Consider the following 21,486-nt stretch of genomic DNA (forward strand, 5'->3'; position numbering starts at 1 on the left):
ACGCAATGCGCTTTCGCGGAGGTCAAATCCGGTGTCCGCCACGCCCGTATACCCCGGTGACCTTGTCGAGGCGCGCCCATCCGAGCCGGGGGGCGTCCCCAACACGTTGGCTCCTGCGTTGCCGGCCAGGCCGGCCGCGGGGTACCATGCTGGCTGAATTCGCTTCGGGGAGACGGGATGACACAGGAAAGCCAGGCGCTGCTCAAGGTGCGAGACCTGAGGAAGACCTACGGTGCGGTGCGGGCCGTGGACGGGATCTCGTTCTCTGTCCCGCAAGGATCGGTGTTCACCATCCTCGGCCCGAACGGGGCCGGGAAGACCACGACCCTGGAGATCCTGGCGGGGATCCGCGAACCCGACAGCGGGGAGATCGAGGTATTTGGGACGCGGGTCCGGCGGGTGACCCCGGCGATGAAGCAGCGGATGGGGGTCCTCCTCCAGGAGGGCGGGTTCGAGCCGTACCTTAGGGTGCGCGAGGTGCTGGCCTTGTTCGCCTCGTTCTTCGACCGGGCCCTTCCGGTGGACGAGGTGCTCGCCCGCGTCGCCCTCGAGGACAAGGCTGGGGCACTCGTGCGGGATCTGTCGGGCGGGCAGAAGCAGCGGCTGGCCCTCGGCGTGGCCCTCATCAACGACCCAGATCTCGTGTTCCTGGACGAGCCCACCACCGGCCTTGACCCCCAGGCCCGCCGCAACATGTGGGCGGTCATCGATGACCTCAAGGAGAGAGGGAAGACGATCATCCTCACCACCCACTACATGGAGGAGGCGGAGGCCCTGTCCGACCACGTGTGCATCATGGACCACGGCCGCGTCATCGCCCAAGGGTCCCCACGGGAGCTCGCGGCGAGCCTCGGGCAGGACACGATCATCGAGTTCGACGCCCCTGACCTTCCACCCCCGGCCCGCGAAGGGCTTGGCGCTTGCGGTGTACAAGTCCAGGCCGACGGCAACCTGGTGACCCTCAAGTCGGCCGACCTGGCGGCGACGATGGAGCGGCTCCTTTCGTGGTCCCGCAAGCACCAGATGCCGCTGCGGAACATGGCCGTGCGGCAGCCCAACCTGGAGGACGTGTTCCTCTCCCTCACCGGCCGGAGGCTGCGCGAGTGACCGCGGTCCTCCGCCTGGCCTGGGCCCACCTGATCACCGCGTTGCGGGAGCGGGAGACCCTGTTTTGGTTCGTGGTGTTCCCGCTCCTGCTTCTGGCCCTCCTGACCCTGATCTTCGGGCGGATCGGTCGAGAGGGGGAGATGAGCTTCAAGGTGGCCCTGGTGAACCTCGATCGCGGCGAGCTCGCCCAGGTTGTGGAGGAGGCGTTCCTGGCGTTGGGGATCGCCCCCAAAGAGGGGAAGGAGCCGCTTTTTGCCATCCGCCGCCCAGCTGCCGATGAAGACGTCGCGGGGTTCCTCGCCCGGGAGAAGGAAGCGGTGCGGCTGGGGGACCGTACGGCGCTGATCGTGATCCCTTCCGGGTTCAGCGAAAGGGTCCTGGACGGGTTTGCCGCGCGCCGTCCGCCAGCAGCCGGGCCGAGCGGGCTCATCCAGGTCTACATGAGCGAAGGGAACGCCGCGTCGGGGTTTGCGGAAGCTCTCGTAGAGCAAGTCCTGGCAAGCCTGGACCGCGAGCTCCTCGCCCGCGCCGGCCTGTACCGGGCAGAAGACGCCGTGCCCAGCGAGATCGCGTGGGTCGGCACTAGCCGTAGGCAGATTGCATACGTGGACTTCCTCCTCCCCGGGGTGATCCTGATGGCGTTCTTCATCGGGGGCCTGTTCAGCGTTCCCGGGACGATCCTCTACGCCCGGGATCAGCGCATCCTCCGCCGGTACTGGGTGACCCCGCTCACCGTGCCCCAGTACCTTATGGGGTTCGGCCTGGGATACATGGGGATGTGCCTCCTCCAATTCGTCTCGCTTGCCCTGGTCGGGCGATTCGGGCTCGGGGCAAGCATTGAGTTCGCCCGGCCCATGGCCATCCTGTACCTCGTGTTGAGTGCGGCCACGTTTTTCTCCTTCGGGTTCCTGGTAGCGTCGCTCGCCAAGACGGCGAACGCGGGGATGGCCATCGCCAACATCCTCAACATGCCGATGATGTTCCTGAGCGGGCTATTCTTCCCGGTCGCCGACCTCCCCGTCTTCCTCAAACCCTTCCTCCACGCCAATCCCCTGGCCTACCTCGCCGAGGGGTTGCGTGCCTCGCTTGGGGTGGCGCAAGGCATCCTGCCCGTCCCGCTCACGATCGTCGTCCCGCTTGGTTGGATCGCCTTGGCCACGGGGGTAGCCGCACGCCGTCTTCGCTGGGACGTGGGACGATGAACGCCTTCAAGGAGCTCCTGCGCACGCAATTCCTCGTGTTCGCACGGGACAAGATGGCCCTGTTCTTCACGTTCCTGTTTCCCCTCGTGTTCATCCTCATCTTCGGCTTTATCTGGGGCGGGCTCGAGGGCAACCGGGCGACGAAGCTCGGCCTCGCCGTCCTCCCCGGAGCGGAGGTCCAGGTCCTGGACCAGGTGTTGTCCAGCCGAGGCCCGTTGGACGTGCACCGGTACTCGGATCGCGCGGCTCTCGAGGTGGACCTCGGGAAGCGGAGGGTCGACTTCGGGCTGGTGTGGGATGGAAAGATGCTCCTCTTCCTCTACGATCCCACGCGGGTCCAGGAAAACTACGCGTTCCAGGAAGTAGCCCGCGGGATCAGCGCCGACTTCGACCTCCGCCGGCAGGGGCTCTCCTCGGTGGTGGGGGTAGAGAAAGTGCACGTCGGGCGGGCCAAAGCCAGTTGGTTCAACATGATCGTGCCCGGGATCATGGCGTTCTCGATCCTCACAAGCGGCCTGTTCGCCGTGTCCGGGCGGATCACGTACATGAAGGAGCGGAAGCTCCTCAACCGCCTGATCGTGACCCCGATGTCGCCGGGAGCCTTTCTTGCCGCCATCGCCGGCGTGCGGCTGGCCGTGGGGTACGTCTCCACGCTCATCACGCTCGCTCTCGCGGTGGCGTTGTTCAACGCGGCGTTCCAAGTGAACTGGCCGCTCTATACAGCCTTCGTCGTGGCGGCGACCCTGGGCACGATGGGGCTCGGGACGCTGATCGCCCTCGTGGTGCGGAGACCAGGGAGCGCGAGCACCGTGGCCAACATCGCGGCGCAGATCATGATGTTCTTGTCGGGGATGTACATCCCGGTGGAGCTCATGCCGTCGTTCCTGCGGGCGGTGAGCCGCGCCCTTCCCCTCACGTACATGGTGGAGGGAATGCGGTATGTGACCGGAGTTGGGGACATGTCGCCGACGAAGTTCCTGGGCACGGCCGTTGGGCTCGGCGTCCTGGGGGTGCTCCTCCTGCCGGTGCTTGGGAGGTACGTGGTCAGCGCCGACCGGCGGTAGTGCCCGGCTTGTCCTGTCCCACCGGTCCACGGCCGAGCAGTGGGCGGAGGCCGAGCGAGCGGGTACAATGGGGCCATCGTCGGTTCGATGGTGCCCATCTATCGGCCTACGGGAAAGGAGGCGGAATGGCCTACGAAAAGCGCAAGATGTACAATGTGAGTCATTTGGGACTCACGTGTGCGGACTGTGGCGCGAAGATCGAGGAGCTCCCGTTCGAGCCCAAGACCGATCGCCCGGTCTACTGTCAGAAGTGCGCCCGACAGCATCGGCGGAACAATCCTCGCATCCTGCGGTGAGATCCAGACGGGGCGGCTGCAAAGCCGCCCCGTTTTCCTCTATCCCCCTGCGAGATACCGCACCGCCCCCACCATGGCCCCGGCGAGCACCACCGCCCAGGCCGGCCAGCGCCCAAACAGAAGCAGCCCCAGGCCAACCGGGAACAGGATGCCTGTTCCCACGTCCCAATGCATCCCCCACGCCAGGCGCACGGCCACCGCGGCGATCACCCCCACCACCGCGGCCGACACCCCGGCCAGGAACTCCCGCGCCCCCGGCCAGCGACGAATGCGCGGGAGGCTCGGGCTGAGGACGGCCACGATCACAAACGACGGCAGGAAGATGGCCGCCGTGGCCACGGCCGCCCCGCCTGGACCGGCAAGGAGCCAGCCGATGAACGTGGCCGAGGAGAGCACCGGTCCCGGCGTCATCTGCCCCACGGCCACGGCATCGATGAGCTGGGCCGGGGTGAGCCAACCGAGGGCCACGAGCTCGCGCTCGATGAACGCGTAGAGCATCATCCCGGTTCCGAAAAGCAGCGCCCCCACTTTGAGAAAGAAGAGAGCCACCGCTCCCACGTCGGGGCCCCCGGCCATCCCCGGCAGGACGCCCACCGCCAGGAGGCCCCCTGCGCCTTGGGGGAACCAACGCCGGAGCAGCGCGGCGGCACCAGCGCCGAGCAAGATCCGCACCGGATCCGCTCCGATCAGGCTCAGCGCGAGGGCCCCTGCCGTCCATAACCCCCACGACCAATGGGTCAGAGCAGCCCTGCCGAGGCGCATCGCGGCCGCAAGGATCACCCCCAACACCGCGGGGTGGATCCCCAAGGCGAACACGCGGTGGAGCTCGGGCAGGGCGCCGTACCGCTGGTAGGCCCAGGCCAAGAGGGCTGACAGGAACGCCGCCGGAAGGATGAACGCGGCCCCGCCCACCAGAAACCCGGCCCAACCCGCCCGCATGTGCCCAAGCCAGATGGCCATCTCCGCGGCATTCGGCCCGGGCACGAGGTTGACGGCCGCCACCATGTCCAGGAACTGCTCCCGGGTGAGCCACCGGCGGCGCTCCACCGTCTCCTCCTCCATGAGGGCGATGTGGGCCGCCGGGCCGCCCACGGAGATGGTCCCCAGTTTTAGGAACAGCCCGCCCACTTCCGCCAAACGACGCGCCTTATGGGAAGATTTCTGGACTTGACCCATACCGCTCACAGGTTAGCGCGGAGAAGGGCGGCTGTCAGGACGCCAGGAGGGGTTGGCCCCCTCCCTCGTCACGCCCGGAGAGGGCGCTAGGCAGCCCTCCGCAGCTCGGCAATCCGTTCTTCCACCGCCCTGGCCTCCGCCTGGAGCTCTGCCAGGTACGCCTCGAGCCGGGCGACCCTCTCCTCCCGGCTCAAGAGCCGCCGGTGGAAGCCCAGGCCGTCGTGATGGCCACGAGGCGGACAGCAACAGCAGCAGTGATGGTGGCCGTGGTGGCGATGCTCATGCCCGTACATCCCGCTCACCCCCTTCCCCCGTCGTGAGGGCTTCGTAGTCCGCCAGGAACCGGTTCAGTCGGTCCCGGGTGTGGCGGAGGTGCAGCGCCCAGGCGTGCAGGTGCTCCCGCCCGAGGTCGGTGATCGCGTACACCCGGCGGGCGGGGCCGCTGCCGGCGGTGTCCCATGAGGAGCGGACCAGGCCCTCCTCCTCGAACCCGCGCAGGGTGCGGTAGAGGAAGCCGGGGTCGGCGTTCGCGACGTCCTCGCCCCCGCTCAGGCGCTCAAGGAGCTCATAGCCGTGGGCCGATCCCCGGGAGAGCTCAAGGAGGATCCATGGCTGGAGAAAGCCGCGAACCCGTCCTGCGAACTGGGGACAGCACTCCCGGTCCTCGTGGCCACGGTCCTGCCCGCTGCACATGCGCCCTCCACCTCTATGTGACTTATGCATATAGATGATACGCTGCGAACGCCGGAGGTCAAGCGGCAGGCGCTCGAACCTAGGCGGCCGGGGCCGACGTGCCCGCCGGCTCCAGGACCAGGGCCCCCAGGCCCCATCCGATGGCGGCCGCGTTGCCCTGGGAGGCCGCCTCGTGAAGGTACGCCCCGAGCCCGGGCAGGCGGAAGTCCCGCGCCCCCACGGTGAACATCTCCGCCGCCATCAGGAAGAACCAGCCCCCGGCCCAGCTCATCATGCTGTTCCAGATCAGGTTGATCGCGGCGAACGGGAGGGCGAGGGCCCTCATCCGCAGCCAGGGGTGGAAACGGAACACGGTGCTCGCCTCCTGGAGCTCCTTGGGGATCGTGGTCAAGGGCTGGTACCAGGCGAAGGTCAAGTTCCAGACCTGGCTCGTAAAGATGAGGAGGATCGCGGAGAGTTCGAGCGCCAGCCCCTGGGGGAGGAACGCGGTCAGGCTCAACACCACCACCGGGAGGAACGAAAGAATGGGCACGCTCTGCAGGACGTCAAGGAGCGGCAGGAGCACCCTCTCCGCGCGGCGGCTGTGGGCGGCCTTGTACCCGTAGGCGAGGGAGAAGAGGAGCGAGAGCACGTAGGCGGTGGCCATCCGGCCCACGGACAGCACCGCGTACCACGGCAGGGCCGCCGGGGCGAGGGAGATCGCCGGCCCCTTGACAACCGGCGGGGCGGAGAACGCCAGGCGCACCCCGGCGTAGAGGAGCGCGGCGATCCCCAGAAGGACCACGGCATCCCCCCAGCTGAGGGGGCGGTGGGGCCGGGCCCCCTTGAACAACCGAAGCGGCCTCATCGCCCGCCTCCCACCTGGAGCACCGCCGCCCCCCGGACCTCACGCCGCTTGAGGCGCAGGAGCACGTCGCCCGCCGCCGCGAGCGGGTACACCTCCACCTCGGTGCGGATCGGGATTTCCCCGGCCAGGGCCAAAAACTCCTCCCCGTCCCGGCGGGTGGCGCCCGCCACCGAGCGCAGGACCCGCTCCCCGTAGATGAGGTGGTACGACATCTCCGGGATCGGGGTCATGTGGATCCCCGCCAGGACCACGGTCCCCCCTGGCCGCACCGCCCGGAGGGCCTCGGGCACGATCCATCCCGCTGGGGCGAACACCACGGCCGCATCGAGGGGCTCAGGCGGTTGATCTTGTGCTTCTCCCACCCATGTCGCCCCAAGCTCCCGGGCAAGCGCTTTGTGGACCGCGGTGCGGGTGAACACGTGAACCTCACACCCCCGGTGGCGGGCGACCTGGACCGCGAGATGGGCAGAGGCCCCGAACCCGTAGAGGCCAAGTCGGTCCCCAGCGGCAACCCCGCTCAACCGGAGGGCCCGGTACCCGATGATCCCCGCGCAGAGGAGGGGGGCCGCACCCTCATCAGGAAGGGCATCGGGGATGGGGTAGACGAATGGTTCTGGAGCCACGAGGCACTCGGCGAAGCCGCCGTCGGCGTGGTAGCCGGTGAATTTGGCGTTCTCGCACAAGTTCTCCTGACCCCGCCGACAGTACCGGCACTCCCCACATGCGAAGTGAAGCCACGCCACCCCGACGCGGTCGCCGGCCTTGAACCGAGCTGTCCCGGGACCCGAGGCGTCGACCTCGCCCACGACCTGATGGCCCAGCACAAGGGGGGCCTTGGGCAGGGGTAGGTCCCCCTCGGCGATGTGGAGGTCGGTGTGACAGACCCCGCAGGCGGTCTAGAACTCCACCACCCACAACTCGTCCTCGTCCACGAGATAGTACTCGGCCCGCGCCCCGCGGAGGTACAGGAGGACATAGTCCGGGTCGTCCGGCCCTTCCCAGTAATCACTCCACTCCTCCTCCCAGAACTCCTTCTTAAGCTCCGGATCCTCCACTAGCTCCGCCTCGCCGAACACCTGGGCGTAGGCACCGCCCTCCAGGTCGAGGAAGCACGCGGTGGCCTTGGCGTTCCGGGCGATCTCCTCCACCTTACGGGACGACCTGCTGGTTGCGAACCACACGCCGCCCTCCTCCTCGTAGGCGAGGATCGTCATCGGGCGCACCCGGGGGTAGCCTTCGGCGTTGGTGATGAAGAGGGCGATCTCGCTCTCCTCGACGACCTCCCATAGCCTTTCCTCCACCTCTTGTTCCACGATCGCCTCCTACGGACACGGAGCCCCAGGATATCTCGCTGGTGACGGACCGGCCAGCATGTATAGACGGCTAGGGTTGCTCCTCGGGAGGAAGGGCGGTGAGGCGGGCGATTCCACTGCGGGCGACGGAAAACCGCCAACTGCCCACGACCAACGTGGCCACGGCAGCGGCCACGAGCGCCCACCCCAGGGCGGTCAGCCACGGGGACTGCAAGAAGTACACGAACGACACCCCGGCGGCGACCAACGCCAGCGCAGTACGGACGTAGGCGAGGAAGGTACGTTCGGCAGCCAGGACCGTACGCTCCGCGGCCAGCCGATCCCGCAGCACCAGGTCCTCCCCGGAGACGTCGTCATAGGGGACGCTCATCCTTCACCTCCGCGTCGATCTTCGGCTTTCTGGCCATCACAGCCCAATGGAACCTCCCCAGTCGATGGAACACAACCTGCGCCAGCTCTTCCCGATCCCGGGCACCCTATGATCCCCCATGCGCCGGATGTCGGCCCCCGTCGGGGAAAGTGCCCACACGGGGGTGGCGGCCGGAAGTCCGGCCCAGGCCCGCACCTCATCTACCAGGGACGGGCGCACAGTAAGGACGAGGAACGCCGGGGAGCTTAGCGCTGCCCGCATCCCAGGGGCGAACCCGCCGCCGGCAAGCTCGAGCGGTCCCACCTCGTCCACCAGGATCGCCGCGGCCTCCCCCGCCGCCCGGCGAAGCGCGGCGTTGGCGAAGGCAAGGCCATCGGGTGAGAAGAAGAACTTGCGGAACGCGATCCCCGGGGGTTCACGGGAACACAGCGGGAACTCCTCACCGGTGGCAAGGTCGCGGACCCGGTACCCCACCGTCTCTCCATCCTGAAGCACGCGCGGGGAGGCGACGCCGGCCACGCTCAACCCTCGCCCTCGCAATTCCCCGGTCAGGGCCAGGACGCCCGTGGTCTTCCCCGAGCCGATGGGTCCGGTGACGAGGAAGGCCCGCCCGCCCCGGTCGCGGTGGGCAAGGACGTGGTCCGCAAGACCCGCAACTACGATCCGCCCTCCTTAAGGCACTCCCTTGTTTCGACAAGACGACCGTGGTGGAACGCGAGGAGCTCGGCGAGGATGCTCACCGCCACGGCACCGGGATATTTGCCCCCAATGGGAAGCCCTACCGGGCAGCGCAGGAGTTCCACCCGCTCCTTGGGGATCCCCGCCTCCCCAAGCCGCTTGCGGACCTCCGCGGCCTTGGGACGGGAGCCGAGCATCCCCACGTAGGCCGGGGCCGGCTCCGCGGCCAGGACCTGGGTCGCCACATGGAGGTCAGTGGCATGGGAATCGGTGCAGATGACCGCGTAGGTCTGTCCGGAGGGCACGGGGACGAGCGCATAGCCGGGCAGGTGATGGACCACGACGCCAGGGGCAAGTTCACCCGCCCGCTCCGCGCGATCGTCGTAGACCTCCACCGCAAACGGAGTCACCTCGCCCGCGAGCCGGCCGAGGAGGGCCCCCACGTGGCCAGCCCCGAAGATGACGAGTCGCGGTCGGGAGGCGAGGACCTCGTAGAACACGGTCGTCCGCCCGCCGCACAGCATCCCGAGGTCGAGGAGCTCGTAGGTGCGGAGCGAGGTGCGTTCGCCCGAGGACAGGAGCGCAACCGCGTCCTCCCGCGCCCTCTGCTCCAACGCCCCGCCGCCGATCGTCCCCTCGATCCGGCCACCCTCGAACACGAGCATCCGCGCCCCCGGCTCGCGGGGCGCCGGCCCCTCCACCGCCACCACCTCCACCCACACCGCGGGCTCACCCCTGGCCAAGCACTCCGCCACCCGCGTGAAGAACGCTGCCTCCACGCCCTCACACCTCCAGCCCGGCCATCCGGTTGAACTCCTTGATCAGCTCGTCGATCTCGGCAACCTGACGGTGGATGCGGTCCCAGTACTCCGGCCAATCGTACCACTGCGCCAGGAGCTCCTCCGCGGTTTTCCCCATCTGCTCCACCCACGTGAAGTACTTGAGGTTGTGGACCCGCCGGCGATCCCAATGGGAGAGCTCGGCCATATGGTCGGTCGTCGCCCCGAGGAGCCAGCGGTGGTAGTCGACCACGGCCTGGGTCTCGGAGTACGGGCCCCGCTCCGCACGGAGCTCAATAAGCCGGCTCTGATAAAGCTCCATAGAATCGGTGAACACGGTCAATACCACGTCCCGCTCGGTGAGCTCGTAGTACTTGGCGAACCTGATCGCGGCGAGGAGGTTGGCGGCGCTGGAAATCCCGAGAAGGGGGAGCTTGTCCACGAACGCAGGCGGCACCCCCTGGCGGAGGAGGAACTCCTGGCCCGCGGGCTCGTTGAAGAGGCGGATGAGGCTCACCGGGGCCTCGTCGTCGATGGCGATCACGACGTCGGTGTTGCGCACGTTGTGGATCCACGGGACGTGCTTGTCCCCGATCCCCTCGATCCGGTGGCTGCCGAACCCGTTCAGGAGCAAAGTCGGGCACTGCAGCGACTCCCCAACCGCGATCTTGCTTCCGGGGAACCGTTCCTTCAGGTAGTCCCCGCACCCTAGGGTGCCGGAGGAACCGCTTGTGAGCACCACCCCCGCGTAGCGCCCCGTCGGACCCAGCCCTCCCCGGAGGACCTCCTCCATGGCCGGTCCGGTGACGGCATGGTGCCAAAGGTGGTTCCCGAACTCGTCGAACTGGTTGAAGATCATCACGTTGTCCCGGGTCCGCTCGAGCTCCTTGCATTTCTGGAAGATCTCCCACACGTTGGACTCGCTCCCCGGGGTGGCGATGACCTCGCCGCTGATGCGGGACAGCCATTCAAACCGTTCGCGGGACATCCCTTCAGGGAGGATGGCGATGGATTCACACCCGAGAAGGCTCGCGTTGTACGCCCCGCCGCGGCAGTAGTTCCCGGTGGACGGCCATACCGCCTTGTGGAAGGTGGGGTCGAACTGGCCGGTCACCAGCCGCGGCACCAAGCACCCGAATGTGGCCCCCACCTTATGGGACCCGGTGGGGAACCATTTCCCGACCAAGGCGATGATCCGTGCCCGGACGCCGGTAAGCGCGCGGGGCATCTCCAGGTAGTTGACCCGGCCGAACCCTCCTCCGTGGGGGACGGGCTCGTTCTTCCAGGTGATGCGAAACAGGTTTCGCGGGTGGAGGTCCCAGAGCCCGATCCCGCGGAGCTCGTCGCGGATCTTGACCGGGACCTTGTTGGGGTCCTTCATCTGGGCGAAGGTGGGGATGATGATCCCCCGCTTCTTGGCCTGCTCCACGGCGCGCTGGCGCCCCTTCTCGTTTACCGTCAAGTCGAGCATGCGTTCTCCTCAACCCCTTCGCTGGGGACCTGGGCCTCAAGTTGACCCTGCCCAGCGATAATGCTACCATGTTGTCTGGCAGGTTGACAAGGGTATGGGGTTCCGCAAGGTCAAGCCGACGAAGGCATCGACGGCGGTCGCCGAGCAGATCCTGCAGGCGATCAAGAACGGGGCATTCCCGGTGGAAGGGAAGCTCCCGTCCGAGGCCGAGCTCGCCCAGCAGATGGGGGTCAGCCGCCCCACCGTGCGGGAGGCGCTCTCCGCCCTGGCCGCGGTGGGGCTGATCGAGGCCCGCCCCGGCATCGGCAACTTCGTGAAGCACCCCAGTGAGTCCATGGCCCTGGAGGCCCTGTTCATCCTGGAGAACGAGGCGAGCTGTCTCGAGATCATGGAGGCGCGCACGGTGCTGGAGCCGCCGGTGGCGGAGCTCGCCGCCCGCAAGCGGAGCGAAACCCACGTGGACAAGCTTGAAGGCCTGGCTCACGAGCTCGCCGGCCTCACCAGCTCAGACCGGTTCACCGAGTACTTCGACACCGACAAGCGGTTCCACCTGGCGCTGGTCGAGGCCGCCCAGAACAACCTGCTTGCCGCGGTGCTGGTTCCCCTCATCAACACCATGGACCAGCACCTGTACCGAGAGTTCACCCGCGAGTACTACCTGAAGGATGAAGGGAGCATTGCCGAGGTCGCCTCGCTCCACGCCGAAATAGCCCGGGCGGTCCGAGCCCGGCGGCCGGCCCAGGCCGGGGCGGCGATGCGCAACCACTGGCAGCGGATGTGGCGGCTCGTCCAAGGCGAGGAGCCGAACTAGCTACATCTCAGGCACGACGCTCCAAGGGAGGGACGGGAAACGATGGAGAAGAAGACGGTGGTGGTGGCGCTGGGAGGGAACGCGATCCTCCAACGGGGACAGAAGGGGACGTTCGAAGAGCAGCTTGCGAACGTGTACCACACCTGCGAACAGCTTGCGGACATGGTCCTCTCCGGGAGGTGGCGGATCGTCATCACCCACGGCAACGGCCCCCAGGTGGGGAACATCCTGCTCCAGCACGACGCCGCCAAGCACGTCGTCCCGCCGATGCCGATGGACGTGTGCGGGGCGGAGTCCCAGGGCCTGATCGGGTACATGATCCAGCAGGCCCTGCACAACATCCTCGATCGGCGGGGCCGGGGGGACATCCCGGTGGCGACCGTGGTCACCCAGGTCCTGGTGGACAAGGCCGACCCGGCGTTCCAGAATCCCACCAAGCCCGTGGGCCCGTTCTACAGGGAAGACGAGGCCAAGCGCCTGCGGGACGAGAAGGACTGGCATGTGGTGGAGGACGCGGGCCGGGGCTGGCGGAGGGTTGTGCCCTCCCCCGACCCCAAGGCGATCGTGGAGCGGGAGGCAATCCGCATCCTCGTCCAGAACCGGGCCATCGTCGTCGCCTCCGGCGGGGGTGGGATCCCGGTGGTCCAACAGGACGGGGAGCTCAAGGGTGTGGAGGCGGTGATCGACAAGGACCTCGCCGGCGAGCGCCTGGCCGAGGACGTGGGGGCGCACGTGTTCCTCATCCTCACCGATGTGGAGAAGGTGAAGCTCAACTACGGGAAGCCGGGCGAGCGGGCCCTGGACCGAATGACGGCGGCTGAGGCCAAGCGGTACTTGAGCGAGGGCCACTTCGCCAAGGGGTCGATGGAGCCCAAGGTGAAGGCGGCGGTGCGGTTCGTGGAAGCAGGCGGGGAGCGGGCGGCGATCGCCTCGCTCGATCAGGCGCTGGCGGCCCTGGAGGGCCAGGCTGGAACGCAAGTAGTGCCGTGACCGGTGAACCGTGATCCGTGATCGGTACGATGACCAACGAATCACGGATAACGGGTCACGGATCACGAGAAAGGGGGTAGAGCATGGCGGCAACAGATCTGCGTGGACGGGACTTCATCACGCTCCTTGAGTTCGATCGGGAGGAGATCGAGACGATCCTGGACACGGCGTTCGATCTCAAGCGCAACTGGATCCGGGGGGAACCGCATCGTTTGCTCCAGGACAAAACCCTGTTCATGCTGTTCTACAACATGTCGCTCAGGACCCGGAACTCGTTCGAGGCGGGGATGACCCAGCTCGGGGGCCACGCCCACTTCCTCCAGCCGGGGGCGGTGTACACGCCGGCCTTGCCGGGAGAGGAACAGGCCTACTCCACCGAACGCATCGCTGACGTGGCCCGGGTCCTGGCGGAGATGGGCCACGGCATCGCCATCCGCATCTACGGCAAGCACACGGGGTGGATCTACGGCAAAGGCGACCTCATCGTGCGCGAGTTCGCCCGCTGGTCGCGGGTCCCGGTGATCAACATGGAGGACGACATGTACCACCCCTGCCAGGCCCTGGCCGACGTCATGACCATGCAGGAGAAGCTCGGCGACCTCAGGGGCAAGAAGTTCGTGATGTCCTGGGCCTACTCGGGCTCAGTGGAGAAGCCGCTCGCCGTGCCCCAGTCGGCGATCATCGGCGCCTCCTACTTCGGGATGGACATCGTCCTCGCCCACCCCAAGGGCCTCGACCTCGACCCCAACATCCTCGCCGCGGTGAAGAAGAACGTCAAAAAATACGGGGGCTCGTTCAAGCTCGTGCATGACATGGACGAGGCGTTCAAGGACGCGGATGTGGTGTACCCCAAGTCCTGGACGGCTCAACCCACCGACGGGAAGGCCCCGATGGACCCGGCCAAGGCCAAGGCGATCTTCGAGGCCAACCGGCACTGGATCACCACTCAAGAGAAGATGAAGCTCACGGACGACGCCATCTACATGCATTGTCTTCCCGCCGACCGGGGGATGGAGGTCACCGACGAGGTGATCGACGGCCCGAACTCGGTGATCGTCGAGGAGGCCGCCAACCGCCTCCACGCCCAGAAGGGCCTCATGGCCTTGATCATGTAGGACGTGATCCGTGATCCGTTGGTCATCGTACCGATCACGGTTCACGGGTCACGGAAAAGGAGGAAGGGATGAGTTGGTTTCAGCTTGTGGGCAAAGACCTCATCAGCACCAAGGACTGGACGAAGGAGGAGCTGGAGATCGCGCTCAAGGTGACCGACCAGCTCAAGGGCATGTACTACGCAGGCCTCCCCCACCCCGCCCTCAAGGACAAGACGTTCCTGATGCTCTTCTGCAACACCTCCACCCGCACCCGCCTTTCGTTCGAGTCTGCGATGACCCAGCTCGGCGGCCACGCCCAGTTCATCGCCGTGGCCGACCTCCGGCTTTCCTTGGAGGAGAAGCCGGGGGCAGGGGAGACGATCAAGGACACGGCGAAGGTGATGGCCCGCTACGCCCACGGCATCGGGATCCGGCTCCTCGAGGACAAGGTGTCCCGCTACGGGGAGGGGACGGAGATCCTGTACCGGTTCGCCGAGCACGCCGAGATCCCGGTGATCAACATGGCCTCCGACGTGTGGCACCCCTGCCAGGCCCTTACCGACCTCTACACCCTGCGGGAGAAGCTGGGGCAGGATCTCAAGGGGGTGAAGTACACGATCATGTGGGCCTATTCGCCGTGGGTCCGGTCGTGGGGATCGGTCCAGGAAGACTTCGTGATCGCCGCCCGGTTCGGGATGGACGTGGTGGTGGCCCATCCCAAAGGGTACGAGCTCGATCCGGACGTCCTTGGTCTGGCCAAGAAGTACGCCGGGGAAAGCGGGGGCTCGCTCGAGGTCACGAACGACCTCGACGACGCCCTGAAAGGGGCGACGGTCGTGTTCCCCCGGGGATGGATGAGCCCCCGCCGCTACGAGATCGGAAAAGACGCGGAGATCAAGATGGCCGAAAAGTTCCGGGATTGGCGGTATACGCGCAAACGCCAGAAGGAGCTTACGAAGCCCGGGTATCTCATGCACGTGATGCCGATCGACCGCGGCCACGAGGCCGACGTGGAGCTGTGCGACGATCCTGAGCTCTCCTGGATGTACGACCAGGCCGAGAACCGCCTCCATGTGCAGAAGGCCATTTTGGCTCTGACCATGGGTGGGCGGCTCTGAACACATAGGATGCAGGTCGACCGGGGCACCCTGCGCCCCGGTTTCATTTTGTGGCGAACATTTCCCACCATATTCCACCGTTTTCCCCTGGCCATGGAAAGCGCCTATGATGCGCTTGGGGACTCAGGGGGATCATGAGAAAGGGCGCTTTAGGGGTGGCGTTTCTCTTGGTTTTGGCCCTGGGCAGCGCGGGCTTCACCTGGGCCCAGGAGAGCCTCCTCGTGGTGATCAACGAGTTTGGCCAAGGGAAGGCCTATGGGAACGGGGAGTGGGTGGAGCTCGTGGTGGTGGGGACTGGCCCCTGTTCTTCGGTGGATATGCGCGGTTGGGTCTTCCGCGACCAGCAGGGCGATACAGGTGGAGGAGTTCATTTTGTGTTTCAAAATCAACCTGTCTGGGCATCCGTCCCTGCTGGCACTACAATTGTCGTTTACAATCCCGGCGCTACCGGCTATTTGCCCGACCACTTCCCTGCATATCCAGACCATGACTTTGATGATTGCGTGGTGGTCCTTCCGGCCAACGCCAGCGGTTACTTCGATTTCAAGCGCTGGGATGGGCTTGGTAATCCAGGGGATTCGCTGGTCCTCCTCGATGATTCTGGAGGCACTGTGGACGGGATTTCTTATCGAAACGGGACAGGGCAAAACCCAGTGATCTCGAACGTTGGTTCCACAAAGGCGGCTTGGTATGCGGGTGATACGCAGTCCGGGGTGAACGACTCTGCGAACTGGGTTGTCGGGGGCGATGGGCCTGGCGGCTCCACCCCGGGGGCTGGGAACACCCCCGAAAACACCGGTTGGATTCAAGGCCTTCGGCCCAGTCCGGCCGTTTCGGTCTCGCCCACATCCCACGACTTCGGCGCGGTGGACGTGGGCGGGGAAAGCTCGCCCCTTGCGGTGACCGTGGCCAACACCGGCTGTGCGGCGCTTGTGGCGGGCACGATCACGCTCACCGGCCAGAACGCTGGGGAGTTCGAAATCCGGGATGACCAGTGCTCTGGGACAACCATCCCCGCCGGGGAATCCAGGACCTTCCAGGTGGTGTTCAAGCCCGCCTCGGCCGGCGCGAAGTCCGCCACCCTCGTTGTCCCCACCAGCGGTCCCGCTAACCCGACCGTCGGGGTGGCCCTTTCCGGGAGGGGGACCGCACTAAAAGGCGATGTGGATGGGGACGGGGCGATTGCCTTGGCCGACGTGCGACTGGCCAAGATGGCTGCGTACGGCCTCATCACCCTCACCCCCGAGCAGCGCCACCGGGCGGACGTGGACGACGATGGCGACGTGGATCTAGAAGATGCCGAGGCCACCCTCGCCGTGGCCCCCCTCACCGGCGGGGTGGGCGAGGAGGTGGCGGTCCCTATAACTGTGGTTGGGTTCCCGAACGGGGTTGCAGGGCTTGCCGTGGGCACGGCCGGGCCCGGTGGGCACCTCGGGCTTCGCTACGACCCCACCCGATTCCAGGTGACCGGGGTCCAGGGCGCAAACGGGTTCCAGGTCATGGCCACCTCCATCGACAACGTAAGCGGTGAAGTGCGTTTCGTGGTGGTGAACCCCACGGGAGGGGTGGACGAGGGCGACGTGGCGGTAATCGTGGGGACCCGGGTTGGGCCCGGCGATCCTGGTTTCGCCGTGAGCAAGGCCAACCTCCAGCTCGTGAACGCGGCGAACGCCCTTATCCCCGTGGGCGCTTACACCCTGAGCGTGGGCGGGGCGCCGTTGTACTACGTGGGGCGAGGCCAGCGATAAACATCGGCGCGGATGGGCCCTGCGGTAGGTAACGTCCATGGAATCGTTAGAGCCATGGGGAGGTTCAAAGTCTGCTTAGTGCCTCCACAGGATCGAGCCGGGCCGCCCGCAGGGCGGGGTAAAGCCCAAAAGCAACTCCGACAAGGATGGAGAAGCCGAAGGCGACCCCGGCCGGGAGCGGAGAGAACGCAAACGGCCATCCCCCGAACCGGGTACCGAGCCAGGCCGCCACCCACCCCAACCCGAGGCCCACGAGCCCGCCGAGGACACAGATCAACACCGACTCGTTCAGGAACTGGCCAGAAATGTCTCGGGGACGCGCTCCCACCGCCATTCTGATCCCGATCTCCTGCGTCCGCTCCGCCACAGAGACGAGCATGATGTTCATGATCCCAATCCCCCCAACCAACAGGGAGATCGCGGCAATGCCCCCCAACGTGAGCATCATGGTAGTGGTCGTCTGCTCGAACGTTTCCATGATCTCCTGGGGGATACGCACGTCAAACGGGGGCATCGCGGTCCGGGTTCGCCCCGCGCCGGTCGCCATCGGCGCCACCCCCACCCCCGTCGTCAACCCCGGCAAGCTCGGCACGCCCGGCAACCCGCCTCCCCGGAACTGGGTCCACTGGCCCGCAACCTGGGACTGGCCCTGCTGGGAGGCGTAGACCATCCCGTTCAACAGCCCTTCGACCTGGGTGCCCGCTTCCTTCACGAGCGTTTCGCTTTTGGCCAGGACAATGTAGGAGCTAATATAGGTGGAACCACCGAGGCTCTGGAGGGTCGTGATGGGAATGTAGACTTGGTCGTCTAGGTTTTGGTACCCTACTTGTCCCCGTTCCTGCATCACGCCCACCACCCAGAACGTCTCGCTCTCACCGTACAGGGAAAGGGTAAGCCTCGTCCCAATCGCCTCCTCACCGCGGAACAGGTCTTGGGCCACCTTGGCCCCGAGGACGATCGACTTCTTGCGGTTCTCATCCATGGGGTGGAGGAAGCGGCCTTGGACCGGGTAGTAGTCGAAGATCTCAGCGTATTCAGGCGTCGTCCCGATCACGCCAACGGGCCAGGTGGACCCTCCCGCCAAGATCACCTCCCCCGACGCTCGGCTGACGGGGGCAGCACCGGACACAGCAGAGAGCGACCGGAACTCGGCGGAGATGTCCTCGGTGAACGTCCTTCTCGCCCGGCTGTCCTCGATGGCGTTGGGACGGATGGTCACGTTCACGGTCCGCATCCCCAGGCCCGCGATCTGGCTGGTGATCTGCGAGGTGGCCCCCTCCAGCATGGACACAATGGCCACCACCGCCCCGACCCCGATCACCACCCCCAAGATCGAAAGCCCGGTGCGAAGCTTGTGGGCCGAAAGAGCAGCCAAGGCGCTGCGCAGCACCTCAACCCAATCCACCGGTATCCTCCTCGATCTCCCCGTCCCTCATGCGGATCTGGCGCTTGGCGTAGGCCGCCACCTCGGGCGCGTGCGTCACCACGACCACGGTTCGCCCGTCCGCGTTCAAGGAGCTGAAAACCTTGAGCACGTCGTGCCCGGTCTTGGTGTCCAGATTCCCGGTCGGCTCGTCGGCCAAGAGCACTTTCGGTTCGTTCACCAAGGCCCGGGCAATCGCAACCCGCTGGTGTTCTCCTCCCGAGAGCTGGGTGGGCCGATGCCGTGCCCGGTGCGCCAGTCCCACGGCCTGCAAGCACTCAAGTGCCCTCACCCGCCTCTCCCTCCGCTTCACCCCAGCATAGACCAGCGGCAGTTCCACGTTCTCCAAGGCCGTGGCGTAGGGGAGGAGGTAGAACCGCTGAAACACGAACCCTACGTTGCGGCTGCGCACGCGCGCGAGCTCGTTCCGGGAAAGGCTGGACACCTCCTCCCCTTCCACGAGCACCCGTCCCTGCGTGGGCCGATCGAGGCACCCCAGGATGTGGAGCAAGGTGGACTTCCCCGACCCGGAAGGGCCGATGACCGCGGTGAACTCCCGTTCCCGAACGACGAGGTCGACCCCCCGCAGGGCCCACACCTCCGTTTCCCCAAGGCGGTAGACCTTCTTCACCCCTTCGAGGACGATGAGCGGTCCCGTCATGGTGATCGGGGAGCAGCCCTGCCGGCGGGGCGAGCCGCGTCGGTGGGCGCCGGTTGCAGCGCCTCCCTGGCCTGCGCGGGATAGAGCAGGACCTCCTCCCCCTCCTCCAGCCCGGCCTTGATCTCGGCGTACAGCTCCGAAACCACGCCCACTTCCACTGGCCTGAGCGTGGCCGTCCCATCCTTCACCACCGCCACGCCCCAACGCTGTGGAAGCTGCATCAGCGCGCTCACCGGGACCCGCAGCACCCCCCGCGCCTCGGCCGTGACGATGTCGACTTTAACCGAAAACCCCGGCAGAATTGCAGAAGTGGGGTTTGAGATCCTCAGGACTGCCGGAACCACTTTCCCCCCACCGCTCTTGACCGCTTGAAGCCCCACCCGGACAACCTCCGCCGTCCAGGCCCGGCCGGAAACGGCGTCGAATGTGGCTTGGCCTCGCTGGCCCACGGCCAGCTGGCGGACATCGAGCTCGCTGACCTCGATCGCGATGAACAGAGCGGTGGTGTCCAGCACGGATACCCGGTACTGCCCGGCGCTCTTCTCCACCCGGGCCACGATCCCCCGGAAGGGCGCGCGGATGGTGGTCGTCTCGTAGTTCGCAGTGGCGATCTTGTATTCCAGCTCCTTCTCCCGGATCGTCGAGGGTACGCCCGCCGCACGTGCCTCGGCCAGCGTCCGCTCGGCCCGCAGCAGGGCCAGCTCTTCTTGTGTTGAGTCTAGCACCGCCAAGATTTGGCCTTTCTCAACTGCGTCGCCTTCCGATACCCTAAGCTCGACGAGCTTCCCCTCCTGGAAGGTGAAGGTGGCCTCATCGTTGGGGATGACCTCCCCAACCACGGTCAGCATTTGCAGGATGTCCCCCCGCTCCACCCGTACAGTGGGCCCGAGGGACTGGCTTTGCGGCGTGTTTCCATCGCGGTTCGTCCACCGCTGCCAGCCGTACCACCCTACTCCGGCGGCCAAGAGAACCAAGACAATGCCTCCTGCCCACTTCCAGCGCTTTCTCATGGCAGGATCTCCTCCCAACCAACCTTCAACCCCAGGATCTGCCGATGGCGGAGATAGGCAAGGACCAAATTGAACACCCTTTGCTCCCGATCTCTCTCGAAACCTCGCTTTCTCAACTGGAAATCCTCCCATTCATCCACGCTAATCACATCGGCCTCCAGCTTCTCGCGCATGATCGTTTCCTCCAAATCCCACTTGGCCTCCTCCAGTTGAAGGAGTTCGAGATCTTCCAGGGCCTGCTGCAGTGCGGTTTTCTGGTTCCAGATGGCCTTCATGGCCTCCTGTTCGGCGACTTCGAGACGTGCCTGGGCTAACTCCACCGAGGCTTGAGCCAGCTTAAGTTGCGACGGGCGCTCCGGGGAAAACAGGTTGAAGAGGAAGGTCAACCCTATCCCCCACTCCATCTCATTCCCCGGCCTCAACCCGGCGCTGAGGGACACCACAGGCAGGGCAGCCGCCTGTGTGGCGCGGAGCTGCCGCTCAGCATTGTCCAAGGCATCCTGGGCCCTCTGCACATTTCCGTTCGCCTGAACGGCTTCCCAAGGGATATCCAATGCCAGGAGCTCCTTGGCCCTGGCCAAAATCTCGTCCACCGAAAGCTCGGGAGGGACAAGCTCATACTCCCCTTCGATCCCGAGCAAGGCCTTGAACTCACCCCTGGCTAGAGCGTATTCGGATGACCGCTTTCGAAACGTGATCTCTGCTTCCTTGACGGCTAATTCCGCCTCCAAACGGTCGAGGGCCCCCGCCAAACCGGCTTTTACCCTCTCGGTGACCCCGGCCAATCGGGCTTGGGCCGTGGACAATTTGGCCTCCGCCAGAGCCACCGCAGCCTCTTTCGCGAGGAGCTCACTGAATCGCCCGATCACTTCTAGCGCTACCTTGTTCTTCGTCTGCTCAAGCGCGTCCTCGGCCGACCTCACGCTCTCCTCGCGCAACTCCACCTGGTTGGGGGACAGCGCGGCGACGGGGTCATAGCGGTAGGAGAAGGAAAGCTCCCAGGACATTGACAAGGTGCCCGTGGCCCAATTGAAGGCCGGACTTAGGCTGAAGGATAAATCCGCACCCCTGAAGGGCGCTAGCTCCATGGACAGCTGCCCCTGCGCGGTCCCTGGAAACCCATCCCTGGGGGAGAGGCTAAACGGCTGGACCTGAAACCTCACTTGCGGGAGGAAAACCTTGGCCGCCGCAAGTTCTAGCTGAGCCATCGTGAGGTTCAGTTCCGCCTCCCAAACTTCCGAGCTATTGCCGAGTGCCAGCGTGATGGCCTGGCCCAAGGTCAGGGGTGAAGGCTGGGGTGCCGACAATGCGCCACTCCAAACCCCGAGACAGACCACAGCGAGGGAAAGACCGACGCGCCTCTTCACCATTGCAACCATCCTAATCGGGAACGGCCAAACGGACCAGGACATGTGAACAAGCGGCCATTCAGGGGCAAGGAAATGGCAATCCCTCTGGTAGGGAAGTATCTTCCCCCCTGGTATGGACCCAGCCTGGTCGTTCATCTGCAAGAGCCGAACCGCGCTTTACCAACGGGACCGCCTTGCCTCGCAATCCGAAGGACCCCGGGTGTCCGCCTTCCCACCCGATCTCGCAGCGCAGCCGGCTCTCCCGATACCGGCCCCCTGTCCGCTG

General features: G+C 66.1%; 21 protein-coding genes and 2 pseudogenes. 9 read left to right on the forward strand and 14 right to left on the reverse strand.

All coding sequences use genetic code 11. The features are described from left to right. Positions 1-177: 177 nt before the first annotated feature. The 4 genes from NUV94_02170 (at position 178) to NUV94_02185 (ending at position 3,669) form a co-directional block, all read left to right on the forward strand. Positions 178-1,107, forward strand: a complete 930-nt coding sequence (locus NUV94_02170; GenBank protein MCR4391595.1) for an ABC transporter ATP-binding protein — start codon at positions 178-180, stop codon at positions 1,105-1,107. Then, positions 1,104-2,309, forward strand: a complete 1,206-nt coding sequence (locus NUV94_02175; protein ID MCR4391596.1) for an ABC transporter permease — start codon at positions 1,104-1,106, stop codon at positions 2,307-2,309. The genes NUV94_02170 and NUV94_02175 overlap by 4 nt, the downstream gene beginning before the upstream one ends. Then, entirely contained in the window at positions 2,306-3,373 is a 1,068-nt protein-coding gene (locus tag NUV94_02180; protein MCR4391597.1) for an ABC transporter permease, read from the forward strand. The genes NUV94_02175 and NUV94_02180 overlap by 4 nt, the downstream gene beginning before the upstream one ends. Before the next feature lie 125 nt (positions 3,374-3,498). After that, positions 3,499-3,669, forward strand: a complete 171-nt coding sequence (locus NUV94_02185; protein ID MCR4391598.1) for a DNA-directed RNA polymerase — start codon at positions 3,499-3,501, stop codon at positions 3,667-3,669. 39 nt (positions 3,670-3,708) lie between these two features. Here NUV94_02185 and chrA read toward each other — a convergent pair whose 3' ends face one another. The 10 genes and pseudogenes from chrA to NUV94_02235 form a co-directional block, all read right to left on the reverse strand. Further along, positions 3,709-4,797 carry a chromate efflux transporter gene (chrA, locus tag NUV94_02190; protein ID MCR4391599.1) on the reverse strand — a complete coding sequence of 363 codons (1,089 nt, stop codon included), beginning with the start codon at positions 4,795-4,797 and terminating at the stop codon, positions 3,709-3,711. A 134-nt stretch (positions 4,798-4,931) separates the two neighbouring features. Further along, a complete protein-coding gene (locus NUV94_02195) occupies positions 4,932-5,138 on the reverse strand; it encodes a hypothetical protein (GenBank protein ID MCR4391600.1) in 207 nt (68 codons plus the stop codon). Beyond that, positions 5,125-5,538, reverse strand: a complete 414-nt coding sequence (locus NUV94_02200) for a helix-turn-helix transcriptional regulator (protein MCR4391601.1) — start codon at positions 5,536-5,538, stop codon at positions 5,125-5,127. The genes NUV94_02195 and NUV94_02200 overlap by 14 nt, the downstream gene beginning before the upstream one ends. Positions 5,539-5,650: 112 nt before the next feature. Further along, a pseudogene (locus NUV94_02205) lies at positions 5,651-6,385 on the reverse strand (ABC transporter permease subunit). Continuing rightward, a pseudogene (locus tag NUV94_02210) lies at positions 6,382-7,278 on the reverse strand (zinc-dependent alcohol dehydrogenase family protein). The pseudogenes NUV94_02205 and NUV94_02210 overlap by 4 nt, the downstream one beginning before the upstream one ends. A gap of 3 nt (positions 7,279-7,281) precedes the next feature. Next, a complete protein-coding gene (locus NUV94_02215; GenBank protein MCR4391602.1) occupies positions 7,282-7,698 on the reverse strand; it encodes a pyridoxamine 5'-phosphate oxidase family protein in 417 nt (138 codons plus the stop codon). 70 nt (positions 7,699-7,768) lie between these two features. Beyond that, positions 7,769-8,068 carry a DUF202 domain-containing protein gene (locus NUV94_02220; protein ID MCR4391603.1) on the reverse strand — a complete coding sequence of 100 codons (300 nt, stop codon included), beginning with the start codon at positions 8,066-8,068 and terminating at the stop codon, positions 7,769-7,771. A gap of 36 nt (positions 8,069-8,104) precedes the next feature. Next, positions 8,105-8,731 carry a DUF2478 domain-containing protein gene (locus NUV94_02225; protein ID MCR4391604.1) on the reverse strand — a complete coding sequence of 209 codons (627 nt, stop codon included), beginning with the start codon at positions 8,729-8,731 and terminating at the stop codon, positions 8,105-8,107. After that, complete coding sequence (locus tag NUV94_02230; protein ID MCR4391605.1) at positions 8,725-9,525, reverse strand: XdhC family protein; 801 nt, start codon at positions 9,523-9,525, stop codon at positions 8,725-8,727. The genes NUV94_02225 and NUV94_02230 overlap by 7 nt, the downstream gene beginning before the upstream one ends. Before the next feature lie 4 nt (positions 9,526-9,529). Further along, entirely contained in the window at positions 9,530-10,996 is a 1,467-nt protein-coding gene (locus NUV94_02235; GenBank protein ID MCR4391606.1) for a pyridoxal-phosphate dependent enzyme, read from the reverse strand. Positions 10,997-11,090: 94 nt separating this feature from the next. On the opposite strand from NUV94_02235, the gene NUV94_02240 reads away from it, so the two are divergent. From NUV94_02240 to NUV94_02260, 5 genes are all read left to right on the forward strand, one after another. Then, complete coding sequence (locus NUV94_02240) at positions 11,091-11,807, forward strand: FCD domain-containing protein (protein MCR4391607.1); 717 nt, start codon at positions 11,091-11,093, stop codon at positions 11,805-11,807. Positions 11,808-11,849: 42 nt separating this feature from the next. Beyond that, positions 11,850-12,797 (forward strand): carbamate kinase, encoded by a 948-nt coding sequence (gene arcC, locus NUV94_02245; protein ID MCR4391608.1) that lies wholly within the window; start codon positions 11,850-11,852, stop codon positions 12,795-12,797. A gap of 83 nt (positions 12,798-12,880) precedes the next feature. Continuing rightward, positions 12,881-13,912: an N-acetylornithine carbamoyltransferase gene (locus tag NUV94_02250; GenBank protein ID MCR4391609.1), complete on the forward strand. Its 1,032-nt coding sequence runs from the start codon at positions 12,881-12,883 to the stop codon at positions 13,910-13,912. Between the two features lie 68 nt (positions 13,913-13,980). Then, the gene (locus tag NUV94_02255; GenBank protein MCR4391610.1) at positions 13,981-15,009 is read left to right on the forward strand and encodes an ornithine carbamoyltransferase; all 1,029 of its coding nucleotides are present in this window, start codon (positions 13,981-13,983) and stop codon (positions 15,007-15,009) included. Between the two features lie 134 nt (positions 15,010-15,143). Next, entirely contained in the window at positions 15,144-16,757 is a 1,614-nt protein-coding gene (locus NUV94_02260; GenBank protein MCR4391611.1) for a choice-of-anchor D domain-containing protein, read from the forward strand. Between the two features lie 64 nt (positions 16,758-16,821). Here the strand turns inward: NUV94_02260 and NUV94_02265 are convergent, their stop codons facing one another. From NUV94_02265 to NUV94_02280, 4 genes are read right to left on the reverse strand one after another with little or no spacing between them, the layout of a single operon-like run. After that, positions 16,822-18,162: an ABC transporter permease gene (locus tag NUV94_02265; GenBank protein MCR4391612.1), complete on the reverse strand. Its 1,341-nt coding sequence runs from the start codon at positions 18,160-18,162 to the stop codon at positions 16,822-16,824. Continuing rightward, positions 18,149-18,841, reverse strand: coding sequence for an ABC transporter ATP-binding protein (locus NUV94_02270; GenBank protein MCR4391613.1), 693 nt, complete (start codon positions 18,839-18,841; stop codon positions 18,149-18,151). Before NUV94_02270 ends, NUV94_02265 begins: the two co-directional genes overlap by 14 nt. Then, on the reverse strand, positions 18,838-19,851 hold the full coding sequence (locus tag NUV94_02275; GenBank protein ID MCR4391614.1) for a biotin/lipoyl-binding protein: 1,014 nt from the start codon (positions 19,849-19,851) through the stop codon (positions 18,838-18,840). Before NUV94_02275 ends, NUV94_02270 begins: the two co-directional genes overlap by 4 nt. Next, positions 19,848-21,221, reverse strand: coding sequence for a TolC family protein (locus tag NUV94_02280; protein MCR4391615.1), 1,374 nt, complete (start codon positions 21,219-21,221; stop codon positions 19,848-19,850). The genes NUV94_02275 and NUV94_02280 overlap by 4 nt, the downstream gene beginning before the upstream one ends. Positions 21,222-21,486 lie beyond the last annotated feature (265 nt).

The sequence above is a fragment of the Candidatus Acetothermia bacterium genome, from assembly GCA_024653305.1.
Classification (GTDB): domain Bacteria; phylum Bipolaricaulota; class Bipolaricaulia; order Bipolaricaulales; family Bipolaricaulaceae; genus JACIWI01.